16 protein-coding genes are annotated in these 16,668 nt (G+C 36.4%); 1 reads left to right on the forward strand and 15 read right to left on the reverse strand.

The window, feature by feature from the left end; genetic code table 11:
- Window positions 1-201: 201 nt before the first annotated feature.
- Entirely contained in the window at window positions 202-1,143 is a 942-nt protein-coding gene (locus ACKGJO_RS06150) for a sensor histidine kinase (protein ID WP_411322534.1), read from the forward strand.
- Here ACKGJO_RS06150 and ACKGJO_RS06155 read toward each other — a convergent pair.
- The 15 genes from ACKGJO_RS06155 to ACKGJO_RS06225 form a co-directional block, all read right to left on the reverse strand.
- Window positions 1,140-2,426, reverse strand: a complete 1,287-nt coding sequence (locus tag ACKGJO_RS06155) for a sensor histidine kinase (protein ID WP_411322535.1) — start codon at window positions 2,424-2,426, stop codon at window positions 1,140-1,142. The two genes, ACKGJO_RS06150 and ACKGJO_RS06155, sit on opposite strands and share 4 nt — an antisense overlap.
- Window positions 2,427-2,430: 4 nt before the next feature.
- Window positions 2,431-2,934: a hypothetical protein gene (locus tag ACKGJO_RS06160; RefSeq protein WP_411322536.1), complete on the reverse strand. Its 504-nt coding sequence runs from the start codon at window positions 2,932-2,934 to the stop codon at window positions 2,431-2,433.
- 184 nt (window positions 2,935-3,118) lie between these two features.
- Complete coding sequence (locus tag ACKGJO_RS06165) at window positions 3,119-3,502, reverse strand: response regulator (protein ID WP_411322537.1); 384 nt, start codon at window positions 3,500-3,502, stop codon at window positions 3,119-3,121.
- Window positions 3,503-3,535: 33 nt separating this feature from the next.
- Window positions 3,536-3,940, reverse strand: coding sequence for a hypothetical protein (locus ACKGJO_RS06170; RefSeq protein ID WP_411322538.1), 405 nt, complete (start codon window positions 3,938-3,940; stop codon window positions 3,536-3,538).
- 273 nt (window positions 3,941-4,213) lie between these two features.
- Window positions 4,214-4,738 carry a chemotaxis protein CheW gene (locus tag ACKGJO_RS06175; protein WP_411322539.1) on the reverse strand — a complete coding sequence of 175 codons (525 nt, stop codon included), beginning with the start codon at window positions 4,736-4,738 and terminating at the stop codon, window positions 4,214-4,216.
- Window positions 4,739-5,603: 865 nt separating this feature from the next.
- Window positions 5,604-6,764, reverse strand: coding sequence for a hypothetical protein (locus tag ACKGJO_RS06180; protein WP_411322540.1), 1,161 nt, complete (start codon window positions 6,762-6,764; stop codon window positions 5,604-5,606).
- Between the two features lie 107 nt (window positions 6,765-6,871).
- Window positions 6,872-8,647, reverse strand: a complete 1,776-nt coding sequence (locus ACKGJO_RS06185; RefSeq protein ID WP_411322541.1) for a HAMP domain-containing methyl-accepting chemotaxis protein — start codon at window positions 8,645-8,647, stop codon at window positions 6,872-6,874.
- A gap of 1,145 nt (window positions 8,648-9,792) precedes the next feature.
- A complete protein-coding gene (locus ACKGJO_RS06190; RefSeq protein ID WP_411322542.1) occupies window positions 9,793-10,173 on the reverse strand; it encodes a response regulator in 381 nt (126 codons plus the stop codon).
- Window positions 10,174-10,184: 11 nt separating this feature from the next.
- The gene (locus tag ACKGJO_RS06195; protein ID WP_411322543.1) at window positions 10,185-11,255 is read right to left on the reverse strand and encodes a protein-glutamate methylesterase/protein-glutamine glutaminase; all 1,071 of its coding nucleotides are present in this window, start codon (window positions 11,253-11,255) and stop codon (window positions 10,185-10,187) included.
- 8 nt (window positions 11,256-11,263) lie between these two features.
- Window positions 11,264-11,725 carry a chemotaxis protein CheX gene (locus ACKGJO_RS06200; RefSeq protein WP_411322544.1) on the reverse strand — a complete coding sequence of 154 codons (462 nt, stop codon included), beginning with the start codon at window positions 11,723-11,725 and terminating at the stop codon, window positions 11,264-11,266.
- Window positions 11,726-11,807: 82 nt separating this feature from the next.
- Window positions 11,808-12,233, reverse strand: coding sequence for a response regulator (locus ACKGJO_RS06205; protein WP_411322545.1), 426 nt, complete (start codon window positions 12,231-12,233; stop codon window positions 11,808-11,810).
- 13 nt (window positions 12,234-12,246) lie between these two features.
- The gene (locus tag ACKGJO_RS06210; RefSeq protein ID WP_411322546.1) at window positions 12,247-12,771 is read right to left on the reverse strand and encodes a chemotaxis protein CheD; all 525 of its coding nucleotides are present in this window, start codon (window positions 12,769-12,771) and stop codon (window positions 12,247-12,249) included.
- Between the two features lie 6 nt (window positions 12,772-12,777).
- Window positions 12,778-13,614, reverse strand: a complete 837-nt coding sequence (locus ACKGJO_RS06215) for a CheR family methyltransferase (RefSeq protein WP_411322547.1) — start codon at window positions 13,612-13,614, stop codon at window positions 12,778-12,780.
- Between the two features lie 10 nt (window positions 13,615-13,624).
- Window positions 13,625-16,147: a chemotaxis protein CheA gene (locus tag ACKGJO_RS06220; RefSeq protein ID WP_411322548.1), complete on the reverse strand. Its 2,523-nt coding sequence runs from the start codon at window positions 16,145-16,147 to the stop codon at window positions 13,625-13,627.
- Between the two features lie 10 nt (window positions 16,148-16,157).
- Window positions 16,158-16,658 (reverse strand): chemotaxis protein CheX, encoded by a 501-nt coding sequence (locus ACKGJO_RS06225; RefSeq protein ID WP_411322549.1) that lies wholly within the window; start codon window positions 16,656-16,658, stop codon window positions 16,158-16,160.
- Window positions 16,659-16,668: the final 10 nt, after the last annotated feature.

The raw sequence follows: 16,668 nt of genomic DNA on the forward strand, positions 1-16,668 counted from the left end.
ACATCTATCAGGAAGCAAGTGTATAAATATCCGTTTGGCGGTAAATTTTTCCTCTCTAAGGGATATCTATACTTTTGATTTAAGAAGAAGAGTATTCTGTTGATAATAGAGAAAAGTTCTAACCTAAAGTTCTCCGGTTAAATATAAAGTGCCGTTATTTATTATTATCTTATATTTAATGGAATTGCATAATATCAGTCTATGACAGCTTTAAAAAATTACATAAAAGGCCTTCCTAACCCTGTATTTTTGCTTGATTCCTCCTCTGAGTACATTCTATTTTCAAATGACGTTGCTTCCAATGAGCTGAATCTAACAAATAATTCCAGAGTCTTGGTTAATGATAAGCTACGTTTCTATGAAGATTCACCCGGTCATCAGATCACACAGCTAAATGGAATTTGGTATAAGACTAAAAAACAAAAGTTTGACCTTCCAAAAGCCTCTTTTCAGATTTTAGAACTACTTGATATTGAAGGAATACCTAATAAAGAGGTTATTTTTAACTGGAAAAACCTTATCTCAGTAATGCTGCACAGGCTCCGTTCTCCTTTAACCGGGGTAAATGGATATATTCAGATGCTGGAAGACGAAGTTAAAGTGGAAAGTTTCCAGCACAGATTTGATTCCATTCATAAAGGGATGAACAATATTTACGATATAATGGATGAATTGGAAATGCTGTATAATATATCTCCTGAGTACGATGATTCCGATTTTTCATCAATTTCGATAAACGCCTTAATTCATAAGGTTCTCTTGAGCTTTAATGATAAGGATAGAAAAAGATTCAAGATAGATGAGAGTATTAAACATGCAGGGCCTTTAGAAACCAATGGTGAAGTATTGACAAAGATCATGGCCCACCTTTTTCAAAATGCTTTAGTGCATTCCACCGATAACCAGGTCCAAATATCATATTCGTCAATTAACAATGGCAGCATCAGCGTTATAAATGAGGTGTCTTCAAATACTAAATCTATAAACACACATATTTTTAATCCGTTTGTAACAACACGGGCAACTAATCTTGGTATTGGATTAACATCCGCTCTAATGTATGCCTTTCAAATTGGCAGTATCATTTTATTTAATGAAGAAGATAACTGTGTTAAATTCACACTTAAATTCCCATTTAATTAATGCGGAAGATTAGCATTCGAAATACCTTTTTTATCTTCTTTTTTGAACGTAACAAAGAAACTTGTCCCGGTCTTATCAGACTCATATTTAAAGTCACCCTCTATTTGTTTTAATAATGAACTGAGTAACTGATAACCTGTTGTACTATTCTGTTTTCCCAACTCATGGTATTCCTTGGCCATTCCTATCCCATTATCTTTCACTGAAAAACAAATATTTTCACCTCTAGAATACACTTTTATATCAATCTCTCCACTTTCATAATTTTCAAACGCATGTTTGTACGCATTTGATACTACTTCAAACATAATAAGGGTACATGGATGAGCTTGGTTTATATTCAATTCGATAAACTCTAAATTCCATTTTAAAGAAATGTTGATTTTCTTTTTATACACACCTGAAACATAGTGCACAACTTTTTCAACTACTTTATCAAAACGTATTCTATTTAGACTTTCTGACTCATATAAAAGTTCATGCATCGATGACATGGCCTTAATGCGACCGGCACTTGAAAAAAGTTTATCCTGAACCTCCTCATCTGTTTCATTAAAGGCTTGTAATTGCATCATACCGGAAACCACTGCAAGATTGTTTTTAACTCTATGATGTAATTCCGATAACAATACATTTTTTTCTTCTAAAGCTTTTTTAAGCTTGTCCTGAGTTTCCCTAAAAGGAGTCACATCCTGACCAACTATAATATAATTGGATATAAAACCTGTGCTATTTTCTATGGGTGAGAGCGTAGCTGAAAATATAAACATCTCCCCATTTTTTTTTCTTTTGATCAGCTCACCTTTCCAGGGATTACCTTTTGCAATAGCTTCCTGTAGTTCATAAAATTTATCACTTGAAGCAATATCCGAACTTAAAAAACCCGGCCCGCGTCCTTCTACCTCGCTAAGGGTGTAACCAACTGTAGTCAAAAAAGTTGGGTTTGCGTACTCAAATTCCCCCCAACGATCTGTAATTATTACCATAGCAGGGCTAAGTTCCAATAACTTAGATAACTTTTTGCTGTTTAAACATTCTGTCTCATCATCACGTTTGCATTGCCACGCACCTTCAAATAATGAATTTGTTACGTTTATTGGTATTGATGTTTCATGAAAGTCATTCCATTCTGCTGGATTATTAAGTGATTTTGAATTTTTTGCTGCAGTTGGTTTAGAATTCCCAAGTTTCCGTAGCCGGGATTCTCTTTTAACCATATTTTCTTTCAATTTCTTCAAACCCCGAATGTTTTCAGGCTTTTCTCTGGGAAATAAGTTTTCCATGATATCAACTCCCTTCTATGTTATAATTTTGGAGAATTTTATAGTAACTACTCTTATCCAAATACAGATCACTGTTAATCTCAGAATGAGTACCAATAACTTCTTCCGTCGAATTGCATGAGATATATATATCATGCCATAAAGAACCCAACTCTTGAATTTTGTTTAGGCTATTTGATTTCAAGCGTATTTTGCTGCTCTCATCCGTTGCACCAAAACTATTTTTTATACGCTGATAGATTTTTTCATCTTTAGTGGAATAGAATTCAAAGCTATTATTATCAGTTTTCGAACTTACTGCTACATATCTCCCCGATAATCTTTCTTTTTCAAAATGATGTCTATGCCCAATAACATTATAAAGTGAGTTATAGGCTGCTAGAAACACTGCTAAGGTAACCAAGAAGCCAACCGCGAGTATAAAAAAGCTGTACTTCTGGCTCCGCCTACTCTTATCAGCACGCAAAGGCCCTTCCTTGTTTATAATCTCATCTACAATTTTAATCATGTCAGGCCTTTGCTATTATAAAATCCTGGCTGCCCTTTAATAAGAATGTCTGCGTTCTCCATGTAGCTATTGAATTTCAAACCTTTCCTGAATATTCTTGAAAAAGTCAGTTATAGCTGTTATCGGATAATAATTAGATAACTTAAATTATTTTTATTGCCCCTTAATCACTGAGTTCCCTTTGTCAGTTATCATTTATTAATTTTCTTATCTGTTTATTAAGTAAAAGATGAGTCAATGGCTTATGAACAAAGCCCATCCCTTTTCGCATAATAGCATCCACTCGATCTTCATTATTATCTGTTGATACTACTATTGCGGGTATATTTTTAAAATCGGGATGATCATAAGTATAGTCCAGCATTTCCATTCCATCCATTACCGGCATATAGATGTCTACCAACATGATATCTACTTTTTCGTTTTCAAGGACTTTTATTCCCTCTTTACCATTTTCAGCTTCAAAAATTTCACCTACTTCAAAATCAGTTTCCGGAGATAAAACTGTACTTCTAAGTATGACTCTCATAGCAGCATTATCTTCGACTATCAAAATATTAATCTTCATTACGGCTCAATTTTTAGATCAAAATAATTTCCATTAAAACAAAATGGCCACAATAAGTGCGAATATTGAACATGCCAAGGCACACGATGAGATAATAAATAAAGTATCATTCTGTTTTTTTTCGTGTTTAAGGTCAGCTAAAACAGAAGCAACCAATGGAAAATTTACACTCAATCCTTCAAACTTATCCGTTACAAAAAAAGTAGTGACCCTGCCTTTTTCATCTTTGTAGCTGTATTTTTTATTGAAATGATAAAATATGCGTCCAAAAATCATATCTTCTTCAACTCCACAGGCACTGGCAATTTCTTGAACGTTTATAGGCACCCGGCTTCTCGCAATCCTGTCCGGCTCTTCTTTTGCATATTTCCGAAATGAGTCGTAATAACGCTCATATAATTCCTCCATAATTTCAAAATCCGTTGGAATTCTGCTCATTGTATTATTACTTGATTAAGTAAGCTTTTGTGGTGTGTACTCATTGCTCGTGCTTGCACACCGGTTATATTTACTTAAATTGATTTAATATTGATTAAGGTAATCTTCCCTAGGTTTTTACCCGTTGCGGATACGGCACTTAAATAAGTATAGAATACTAATACATTACAGCTAATGCTTTTTTCAATCTGTGTACAAGCTAAAATTGATTTCCCCATAGCAGGACCTAGGTCGAAAGATCATGGTTATCTTAACTTGCACTGATGCCATTTGTTAAGCTTTATAATTCTCCTCTTTTTGTTTTAGAGAATCAACTTCCTTAGCTACGTCAAATACTACTTTATGCACATCTAAAATCATCTTTACAGATTCTTTCACTTTTCCAATACCTGCCAGGTATTCTGAATTCGCTTCGATACCAAATGAAGGAACATCTTCGATTTGACTGTTTTTAATTTCAGATACTTCGGAAACTTTATCTACCAAAACACCCATGAGATATTTTTCATCCTGTACTACCACTACACAGGTCTCGTCTGTGTCTTCTATAGGCTCTAAACCAAAGCGTAATCTCAGATTCATTACGGGTACAATCTTACCTCTAAGATTTAATACTCCACGGATATACGAAGGCATCTTTGGCACAGGTGTTATGGGTATAAGACCAATTATTTCCTGCACTTTAAGGATTTCAATAGCATACTCTTCCCCTCCAAGAAAAAAGCTTAGAAATTTACCTCCTTTGATACTGACTTCATTTAACTCTGCTTCTTTTTCTTTTACAACTGCCTCTTCCATAATGTTTTTATTTAAATCTAATTTAATTAAGGAATTATACTGATCCGAATCTTGAACCCGGATTAGCTGAACTGTATAGTTCGGTGCTATTATTATCGGACCTTAATGAGTTTTCTTAAACATTATTTAGTCAGTAGATCATTTGTAAAGTTAAAATTCAATACCTGATGTAACTCTCCAGATACAAAGAGATGATGCTCCTTTATTTTTCCTGTAGTTAATACAGATACATATAAACCAAATTCTGATTTTATCTATCCTTAATTTTGACTACCAATTCCTCGATTTCATATCCAAAAAACTCAGGAAGAATATCGATGATCCGGTTTTCAGATTTACCAGCTTACTCATAGCTGTATTTGGATTAGGAAAGATTCGCAGCTTACAACACATGATTCCTCATCTTAGCCCGGAACAAATAATTACGTTGCCCTTTGATGCTTAGAATTAGGATTTATGTCCTTTTCTGTAACGTTTTGAGAAGATAAGGGACTAATTCAGCAGGTGTACCAATATTGTAAGCGGTTGCACGCAGTTACTAATCCATGAGGCTATACAAACACCCTGATACTCATACTTCAATCGTTGGCTTTCATTTTATTGAATATAGTCGGTATAATTCAAAATTTAGACTTAGGGAGAGCTGCTTATACTAATCTCTGATCGAACTGGAAGAATCAAAATGACTGAGAATTGCTAAAACAAGAATTTTATACAACCTAGAGTCTTGATTTATCTTTTTTTAATTAGCGGTTATAGGAGGCGCCCATTATAAGCTTATGCTATTGTTAATTATATATTCTATATAAAAAATTGGGATGAATATATGAAGTTATCCCTCTTGCTTTAACCAAGCTTTTAATGTCTAAAAACTATACGCTACAGCAAGATTTAATTGCCCCAGGTTTTTTTTACCTGATGAGTTCAGCCATTGATAATCTGTTTTAAACTCAATTTGCTTAAATGGCTTATAAAGTACCCCGAGTGTATATTCGAAACGTTCATATTTCGGGTCGGCTTCAAAACCTATAGTTGTAAGTTGTGTATTATAAGCTTCAACCCGACTGTATACTATAAAATGCTTGGTTTTACTGCCTGTATTTGGATCATATAAAAAATTATAAGTGACTTCTATCAAACTTCCGTATTGACTGGATCCTATATGCTTGCCCAAAATTTGATTAATTTTATCTGACTCCTGTATTGTACTGTAAACACCAACCAGCCTTGAAGTTATTGCACCTGATTTATAAGCAGCGAAACCTTCCATTAATGTGTAGGCAGCGCCTTCAAGACTTCCTCCAAATTCTTGATTGCTTTGCAGGCCCGAAAACAACGCTGAAGTACCTAATGTAAAATTGTAATTCAATTTATATTTTACCTGAGCTGCTGCAGCAAGGTTATTTATAGATGATAACAGGCTATTATTTCGGGCAGAATAAATACCAGACTTACTTGATATTTCCGTGGCTTCCAAACCAGTAGTTAAACTTGTTTGGTAACTTAGTTTAGAAGTCAGATCGCCATATGCAACTACACCCAATTCCCTCCATGCATAGGATAAGTACTTTTCAACAGGCGCTATTTCTACACCTGAATAAATCTTTGATTTAGAACCGGTTACCGGCAAATTTACAAGCCCTACTTTTAAACCAACTCTATCTGATTTGTGATAATCAAAATAAGCTTGCTTGAAAAATACATCACCTCCATTGTAGTAGCTATCAAATGCATGTTCAATTTCTAGTGCAGTTTTAAACTTGAGGTATTTATTTACCTTGTAACCTGCTTTAAAGTGAAGTTCATGCAAATCAAACTTACCAACTTCTGTAGAGCCATTTTTATCGTAAACTACATTGTTGTAATGGAGTTCTGACAGAACGTTATAGCTAAATTTATTCTCATATTGATCTGCATTTTGATCTTTATACAAATCAGTGTCTTGAGCCTGTGCTTCAAACAACGAAAGAACTAGAAGGCCAGGAAGCACAATTATTAATGAAAGTATAGTCTTTATCGTTTTCATAACTTTAATTTTTAGTGATTTATTTGCTGAGTTCTTTTAAAGAATTCTTAAAGATGAAATAAAAATGAATGCTGTTATACTTTTAGCAGCATTCATTTTACCACCTACTAAAATCCATTTAAGTTATCATCATCATCAAAAGGTATGAGTTCATGAACCTCTTCTTTTTTCGAGGAACCGTTTTTACTTCCATGACCATTTGCACTATGACCGTTAGCATGCCCATTGGCACCGTTGCCGACGTGACCATTTCCATTTTCATTACCGTTATATGATGAAATACTGTCAGCTTTTTCTTTTCCAAATCCTGGTATATTTAAATCGACCTTTTTAAAGCGATCAATTAGCGTAGAATCTTTCTCTGATCCTTGGTATGATGAATTCTTACTGCCCACCAGGCCCATTAGTTCAGTTACAATACCATCCAATTCCTTAGCCTGTGAAGAAAGCTCTTCTGCCGCACTGGCCGATTCCTCAGATGCAGATGCATTACCTTGTACTACATTATCCATCTCAGACATGACTGAGTTCATTTGTTGGATACCATCTGCTTGTTCTTTTGAAGCAGCAGATATTTCAACAACCAGGGTGCTTACACTACCAATACTTTTCTCTATCTTTTGAAGGTTTTCAGAAACCTCCTCTGCTACATTTGAACCACGATCTGAACTTTCTTGCGATCTCTGTATTAATTCAGACGTATTTTTAGCAGCTTCTGCACTTCTTTGGGCCAGGTTCCGAACTTCTTCGGCAACAACAGCAAAGCCTTTACCAGCTTCTCCGGCACGGGCAGCTTCAACTGCTGCATTCAACGCTAACAAGTTGGTCTGGAATGCAATATCATCGATCGTTTTAATGATTTTAGACGTTTCTTGGGAAGAATTTTTAATTTCATCCATTGCCTCACTCATTCGAGACATAGCTTTCACCCCATTTTCCACCAACGGTTTAGATTCTTTCATTGCATGCTCCGCTTGAGATGAATTTTCAGCGGTAGATTTAATTTGTGAAGACATTTCCTCTAATGAAGACGATGTTTCTTGTAAACTTGCCGCCTGTTCGCTGGAACTTTCTGCAAGAGACTGGCTGGAACCCGATAACTGGTTGGATGAGGCTGTTACTTGCTCAGATCCACCTTTAAGTTTATCAATGATGTCCTGAAGAATATTGCTAATGTTTCTTCCTGCTATTAATCCAACAACAATTCCTATAATCACAGCAATAAGGGATACTATACTTATAATCCAAATATAACTGCTTGCTGTTTCTTCTGTATTTGTGGCTACCTCACGGGCTGATTTCTCAGCTCCTTTATAGACCTCTGCAGATTTAGATAATAGTGACTCGTATTCTTCCCTTGCATTTTTTCTTGTTTCTGCCAATACCTGCCTTAGATCACCTATTTGGCTGTCATCTTGATTAGCTTTAAGCTCTGATGATACTTCACTATATTGTCGCAGATAACTTTCATAGAGATCAATCTCCTCATTTAACCCTACTAATTTCTCCTCCACCAGTGGTAGTTCATATTTATCTACAAGGTCAACTAGCCTGCCGTAGTTATTGTAAATATTTTCAAATCGAGATAGAGCGGATTCAATGTCTTCTTTATCCCCGGAAATACTATATGAGAGATGATCATAACCTGCATTTCTTACTTCTGTTGCAAAAGCAGAAGCTACACTCCATTCGGTTAGATGTACATTACTCAGCTTTTCAGTATTGTTATTAACTATATTGAGTGAGAAAATAGCCACTGCTCCTAATATCAGAGTTATAGCAGAAGTCACCATTGTCAAGATAACTATGCGCTGCCCAATTGTCCGTTTCCCATTCCGGGACCGATCTTCATTATTGAAATTACCGTTATTATTGTGTCTCATGATTAATAATGTTTAGCTAGAGTTTAGATGATCAAACTTGAATACCCGGATATCGAATTACTTAGCATTTAAAACTGCCATAAAACTATTTTTCAGATATCTTTTTTCGTACTCATTGTCCAAATTTTGAATTCGTATACCTTACACTTACTGAAAACAAAGCAGCCTTTAATGCAAATCAAATTTTTGAAATAGGGTGTATACATACTTCTAATACCCATATCATTCTGAAACTGGAGAACGCTGAAGCTGTTTAACTCAGTACTAAATTCTCGACAGTTAAGCATTATCAGGAGCTTTACCTGTTACCTGCAACTTTCACTAAATTTTACACTGCCTTATTATTAACAGCTAAAACTAAAGTTCGAGTCTGGTTTAATTATCGGTGCTTATATCAAATTCTTAAATTTTATCTTGATAAGTATTTTAATCTGATCAGGTAGTCATCACGTTTTGGCTGGGGTTTATTACGTACACGAGTTTAGAGTGTTAGATCAATTAGATTCGGCCAAAGTTAAAAACTCATACTTTTTGACTATGGAGTCATCGTTTTATCCATTTAACCATTTACTTATCACTATTACCTTTCAGTACAAGCTGATGCATAGAATAACCGAATTGACGTACCACAAACGTATTAGCATTTAGAATAGACCAGTTTCTTTAATAACAAGACAAGTATTGAAGCCTGACTGAGTAGCATCCTAAAAGAATTTGCGCCGGACATACCAGACCTTTCTAACATTACTATTTAGCCTAAAAATGCCTAAATATTGCACCTTTCAGATCTAGGCTAGCAATAACAAATAGGAGCTATACATATTCGTAAGGCAGGAAGTGATTATTCTGCATAAGTCCTTAAATTTTAACCCTTACTATTATCAAGTGTTTGCAGCGGATATTAACTCTTATTCAAGAGTTGCCCCATGCCGGGATAGTTGCAAAAGAAAAGCTGGTAAAACTACATTAAAAACCACTCAGTAGATTTATTTACCCCAAAAATTATATACACAAACTATTATTAGACAAATTATATGTGAATGTGTCACCTTGCCTATAGATCAAAAGAATATTTCTGTTTCTTTTAGACCATACAAATTTCAATAAGGTAGCTGTAACCTGGTAACTATTCTTGATTGATTGAATTAGTCCAGAACGCCTAAAACCGATAATATTTTCTCCCTTAGTTTCTCTGGTGTAAAAGGTTTATGTACAAATCCTGCATTATGTTCATTGATCCTTGATATGCGCTGTTTGTTACTCTCTGTTGATACAATCAATACGGGTAAATCACTGGTTTCCGGTTTATTTCGAATAATTTCCAGCATTTCCATGCCATCCATTACAGGCATATTTACATCAATAAACAGGAGGTCTGGTTTGCTTTTTTCCAGCATTTCTAGACCCTCTCTGCCATTACCCGCTTCATATATTTCACCTACTTCTACATTACTTCTGTAGATAGTTTTCTTTATCATACTGCGCATTATGGCACTGTCATCTACAATGAGTATATTTATAGACATATTTTCGTCCTTTATATAGTTGGTTGTTGAATTTGTTTTTTCATATAGCTTATTATACGATCTGCTATCTGATCTAATGGCAAAATATCCACTGCTGCACCAAGTTTATTTGCTTCCCTGGGCATTCCATATACCACAGAAGTATTTTCATCTTGTGAAATGGTATATGCTCCTTTTTCTTTCATATGTAAAAGCCCCTTCGCGCCATCTGCCCCCATTCCGGTCAAAATCACCCCCATTGCGTTTAACCCAACTGCTTCTGCCACAGAATTGAACATAACATCTACACTTGGACGCTGATGGTGTACAGGAGGTCCGGATTTAATTCTCGTAAAATATTTAGCCCCGTTTTTTTCAACTAACATATGGAAATTACCGGGAGCTATCAGAACCTTACCGGTTTCAACAAGATCACCATCTTCAGCTTCCTTGATATTCATATTTGAAATTGTGTTTAACCGGTCTGCAAAACTTTTGGTAAATACCGGAGGCATATGTTGTACAATGACTATTCCGGGTAAATTAGCTGGCAATGTAGGTAAAATCATTTCAAGTGCACGGGTCCCCCCGGTAGAGGAGCCAATCGCTATAACCTTATTGGTAGTGTGTACCAAGCTTAAGTTATTTTGTTGAAGAGATTGATTTATTTCATTTCCTTTCTTTTTATGAGAAGCAGATTGTTGCTTTTGCAGTTTTGCCATCGAAGCAGTTCTTACCGCTTTAATAATATCTTTTGAGATATTTTGTGTGGAGTATGCTGACCCTGGTTTACATATCACATCAACAGCTCCCAATTGTAAGGCATTTAGGGCGTTTTGGCTATTCTTGGGCGTTAATGAGCTCACTACAACCACAGGCAAAGGGTGATGTTTCATTAATTTTGAAAGAAATGAAAGGCCATCCATCCTAGGCATCTCAAGATCCAGGGTGAGAACGTCCGGTTTTAAATCTAATATCTTTTCTCTTGCTACATAGGGATCCATTGCAGTGCCAACCACTTCAATGTCAGGTTGTTTATTAAGTTCATCTGCAAGATACTTCCGGATAAAGGCTGAATCATCTACTATTAAAACTTTGATCATAATTTACCTCAACTGTGAAAAAGGGTTATGTCGGCAATCCCTTCATCTAGTAACACTTCAGCTTTGTCGCATTTCATTCCATCAAATATTTCATCTGTATTTTCATCTCCTTTTGCCATTCTTGGAGGCCTGATATAGCAGATTTCATTATTGTTCGCAAAAATGGGTACTGTATTGCCACAGATGATATTTGCAATTTCACAAAGAGCCCCTTCTTTTTCGTCATCTGACGCTTCTTCAACACCAAGCATATTTGCCGCTATGGCACCCAGAAGAGACTCAGATGGTGAGATCACCATCCCGCCTTTAACAGCGCCGTCGAATTGAACGATTGACCGAAATGTGCCATCCGGTCTTTCGATATTTCCGGATTCTTCAATCTCCCATTCATCTAAAGGAAACATATAACAGGTAACTTCAAATGTTTGATATGCAATATCCTTAATCGTTTTTGTGACTCTAGTGCTCATATCTTATTTGCTTGTGCTTATTCTGGTAGAATTTTAATCGTTATGATGAACCGCTCAATCTTTTTGACATGTTCATTTATAATTATAAAATCGTCTGATTAAATTTTAACTGGTTGACTTCTCGTTGGCTCTTTTGAATAGCTTTTACTATCTCGTCACGAAGTTCTTCAGGAGTAAAAGGTTTGTGAACAAAGCCATCAGTCATATTTTTAATGATATTTATTCGACTGCCGTTACTTTCAGCTGATACTATTATTATTATAGTTTCATCAAATTTTGGATCTGTTCTCATTTTTGCGATCATTTCTGAGCCTCTTATTACCGGCATATTCAGATCTGCAATAATCAAGTCGAACTCCAGATTATTTGCCCAATAAAGTCCAATTTTTCCATCTGCAGCTTCAATGACCTTATCTGTTTCAAACGGACAAATTTCGATTGTTCGGCAAATCATTTGCCTCATTATTTTGCAGTCATCTACGATCAGTATATCTAAAGAATCTTTCATTAGTTTGTTGCATTTAATAATCTAGAGGAAACTTTGCCATATTATTTTTTGTAGCAAATTGTTCATTAATTGGTTCTTTATTGATAGTTACAATCCCAGTTCCAATTTCGAGAGTCATAGTTCGTGAGATATGTCCTCCAACATCTTGTTTAGAGATCATAAAACCATTTTTCCAAAGCAGCTTTCTAAGGGTTGTGAAATTACGCTTTCCAATTTTGAAATAATCATCTGCTCCACTTTTCTTATTCATACTGGCGCCGCCCGCTACAATTATTTCTAGATTCTGTTTCTTTGCTCCCAGGGCGTAAACTTCCTGAAGTAACCATTGAAAACCGGTATCAACATACATAGCGGGTTTAATTCTTGATTTCTCAGGATCTGCTTTTGAAAGCGGTAACATTACATGTACCATGCCGCCAACACTGCTATTTTTATCATAGGCTGTAATGCCAAGACAACTTCCTAAAGCATGGGTAATAATTATTTCACCTTGTTTATTGGAAACCTTTATATCACTTACACCTACAACTTTTCTCATATTTAATTATCCAACCTTTTGATAAACGGCAGGAGCTAGACCTTTGAATCCATTTACTTCTTTAGGTACACCCTCCGAATGCCCAAGAAACAAGTAGCCTCCAGGCTCCAAAAGCCGGTAGAATCTTTCTACAATCTCAATTTGTGACTGGCGATTAAAATAGATCATCACATTTCGGCACATAATTACATGAAAGGGTCCCTTCATTGGCCAGTCAGTACTCAGATTGAGCCTTCCATAAGTGATCATATTTCTTATTTCTTTGGAAATCTGATATTCTCCCTTCCCGTTGGTATTGAAATAATTCTTCTTAATCAGATCGGGAACATCTCCCATCCTTGTTTCAGGATAAATACCCTGCTTCGCAATTTTTATGACATCGCGTGAAATATCTGTTGCTAGTATTTTCACAGAAGACCATTGGTTCTGCTTCTTTCCTTCCAATAGAGTAATAGCAGTTGTTATAGGTTCTTCTCCTGAAGAACAGCCTGCAGACCACCATTTTACATCACGACCAGCCATCTTAGGTAGTACCTGATTCTCGATAAATTCAAAATGCTTACTTTCGCGAAAGAAGCTGGTTTTATTCGTAGTAATTACATCAATCAGTGCTAGAAATTCGGCTCCCGAGCTATCCTGTTCCAGGTAGGCAAAATATTCTCCAAAGCTTCTGACTCCTGTTTTCCTTACTCTTTTCATTAGCCTGCTTTGCACCAATGCTTCTTTACCTTCATTGATCGCAATTCCACAATATTTGTGAACCATCGCCCGGACTTTTTGGAATTCCTGATTGGTTAATTTCAATCCTGAAACTGTTTTCTTAAAAGAAACTTGTGAACTCATGATCAAACCTTTAATCCATTAATGCTACGGTATCTAGGATCAAGCCCACACGACCGTCTCCCATAATGGCTCCTCCCGAAATATGATCCATCTTTGCCATCATATTTATGGATTTACCTACCAATTGTTGCTGTCCGACTACTTCATCAACCAGCAATGCATACCTTTTCTTGTTATTTTTTATAACTATCAGTGTACCTTCTAGTAGACTTTCTACAGCACCATTTATACTAAATAAACGGTGTAGCCTCACCACGGGCACTGATTTTCCACGGAAAGAAACCTGTTCAGAATTACCCATCACGGTAAATACATCATTGTCCTCAGCACGAAAGGTCATATCAATATTTAAGGTTGGTATAATAAATCTTTGATTACCGATACGTACCACCATTCCGTCTGTAATAGCAAGAGTAAAAGGAAGTTCAATCGTAATCGTTGTACCACTGCCCAATTCTGAAGCTACATCTATTTTTCCCTGTAGTTGTTCTATGGAGCGGCGTACCACATCCATACCTACACCACGACCTGAAAGGTCGGTCACTTTTTCCGCCGAAGAAAAACCGGGCAAGAAAATCAGATTATAGATCTCTTCTTCTGAAAGTTTATTTTCGGGATCGATCAAGCCTTTCTCGACAGCTTTATTTAATATTTTATCCTTGTCGATACCCCTGCCATCATCTTCAATTTTGATTACTACTTTACCACCTTCCTGTGAAGCTGAGAGTTGAATATGGGCAGTTTCGTCTTTACCTGTTTTAGAGCGTTCATCTGAAGTTTCAATACCATGATCCAATGCATTTCGAATCATATGTATTAACGGCTCATTGATTACATCGACCATGTTACGGTCTATCTCGGTATCTTCTCCCTGAATTGTAAATTTAACCTGCTTTCCAGCCTTCCTTGAGAGATCTCGCACAAGCCGGTTCATTTTATGGAAAGTAGCTTTCATCGGAACCATACGTAAAGACAAACTCGTATCCTGCAGCTCCCTTAAGATCTTTGTTGCATGATTTACCTTTTTCTGCAGCTCAGAATCTTTTGGTATGGTCTTATCTTGTGCAACTACAGAGTGGGCGATGACTAACTCTCCAACCATGTCTATAAGTCGGTCAAGTCGGTTAACACTCACCCTGACTGAGGATTCAGTTTCAGGTTTTTTTGAGTTCTTATCTGCGGTTCCGTTTAGATCTCCCGAACCTGTCGACTCACTTTTTGAAGCTATACCATTTGCATTTTCATTCACCTCCTGATCGATAAGATCAGGTTCTGTGAGTTCATCAAAGGCTTCCTGAGCTTTATGAAAGGCTTCTTCCGGGCTGGTCGATTCTTCCGTTACTTCTAACAATGCTTGCATCATTCCATCGAAACGAAGTGGTTTAGACAGTGGATCTCCACCTTTAGCATGTTCTACAACAGCCAACATTTTATTAATAATATCAATGGATTCCAGTGAAATATCAGCACAAGCTTGGTCAAACTCTAACTCTCCCTCCCGCACCATACTCAAGAATGTCTCAACCCAATGTGTAAATTCTGATATAGGATCAAGTCCCATGAAAGCGGAAGTGCCTTTTATGGTATGAAATGAACGAAATATAGTATTAATGAGCTCTTCATCACCGGGTGATTCCTCCAGATCCAATAAAGCTCCTTCCGCCATTTGAAGAAGATCTGAACATTCAGTTACAAACTCCCCGACCATTGCCATTTCAATATCTTCAGGAATTATAAAATCTTTTTCATTCTTTATGTCATTAGTTTTGTCTTTTTTATCAACAGAATCTAAATCCTGCTCATTAGATTCAGGTGAATTATCCCATTCAATATTAGACTGAATCTCAATGGCTGTCTCCGTCTTTTCGGAGATCTCTCCTAACCAGCCGCTCACGTCACTATCGTCGATCGCTTTCTCTAAAATAGATATTGCATCATTCAAAGGCACACATACAGCCTCAGAAACTTGGCCTCTAACATGCTGCAACACCTTTTTTAAGTCGTTTTTATTTTTTCCCGTAGCGGAGTCTTCCGATAAGGTCATAATGAAAGCCGCTAATTCGCTAAGCAACTTTTCATGCTCAGGTTCACCGACAGATTTCTCTGCAGGTTTTCCATTTTCCGGATTCTTATCCTGTGAAACCTTCCCAAGCTCTTCATCATTTATTACTGTATCAGCTGATTCTGATCCACCTTTTAGTGACTTCTCAAGGTCTTCGTAGGCCTTTTCAAATTCTTCAACTTTAATGTCACCATTCTGTAGAATATACTCTCTGATAGTATTTACCGCCTGCATTGTCGCAGACTTAACCATCATAAAGTATTCATCTTTTTCGTACAGGTGCTTCAGACCATCCCAGGAAAGGTTAATCAATTTCTGAAGCTGTCCAAAATTCTGATCAAATTCCTTGATCACTTTCTCGAATTTGGCACCTGCTTCAGGGAGATTTTCTCTATCAGTTGGCCATAAATCAGCCATTAACCGAATGATATCTTCTAATTCCTGGACTAATTTTTGATTTTTATCAAACATAATTCTGTTATTATCTAGATTCGCTCATTGCCATGTTCAGCAGAAAATCACCGCAGTTACCGGAAAATTTCATTTTTACTGTGGGTGGTTTATTAGGCATAAATAATGTCAGATCACTTCCACGTGTAGCCGTAGGTAAAGATGACTGCCCCCTAAAACCAACCTTTTCAATATTAGCGGCCACGTCGCCAGCTAAAATATTAGCTATTTCACCTACCAAGTCACCCATATCATCACTGTCAAAGGGAAGTTCAACCCCAAGAAAGGACTCTGATATTTTAAAAGCTGTTTCTTTCGGAATGGCCATCATCAATGAAAAAGTGAGATCAGGATTAAATACCGCTATGTTCCCGATGATGCCATTTAAAGGTTCTTTATTATCATCACTAATTTCTACGTATCGAGGTGCCTCACCACAAATAGACGAAAATGTATTAATTACAGAGTCTTTAACGATATCGCTAATTTCTTCAGGTATTTGATCTGCTTTCTTTAGTTTTTCTATAATCATGATCTATAAA

It is taken from the genome of Gracilimonas qinghaiensis (assembly GCF_046602855.1).
Taxonomy (GTDB): domain Bacteria; phylum Bacteroidota; class Rhodothermia; order Balneolales; family Balneolaceae; genus Gracilimonas.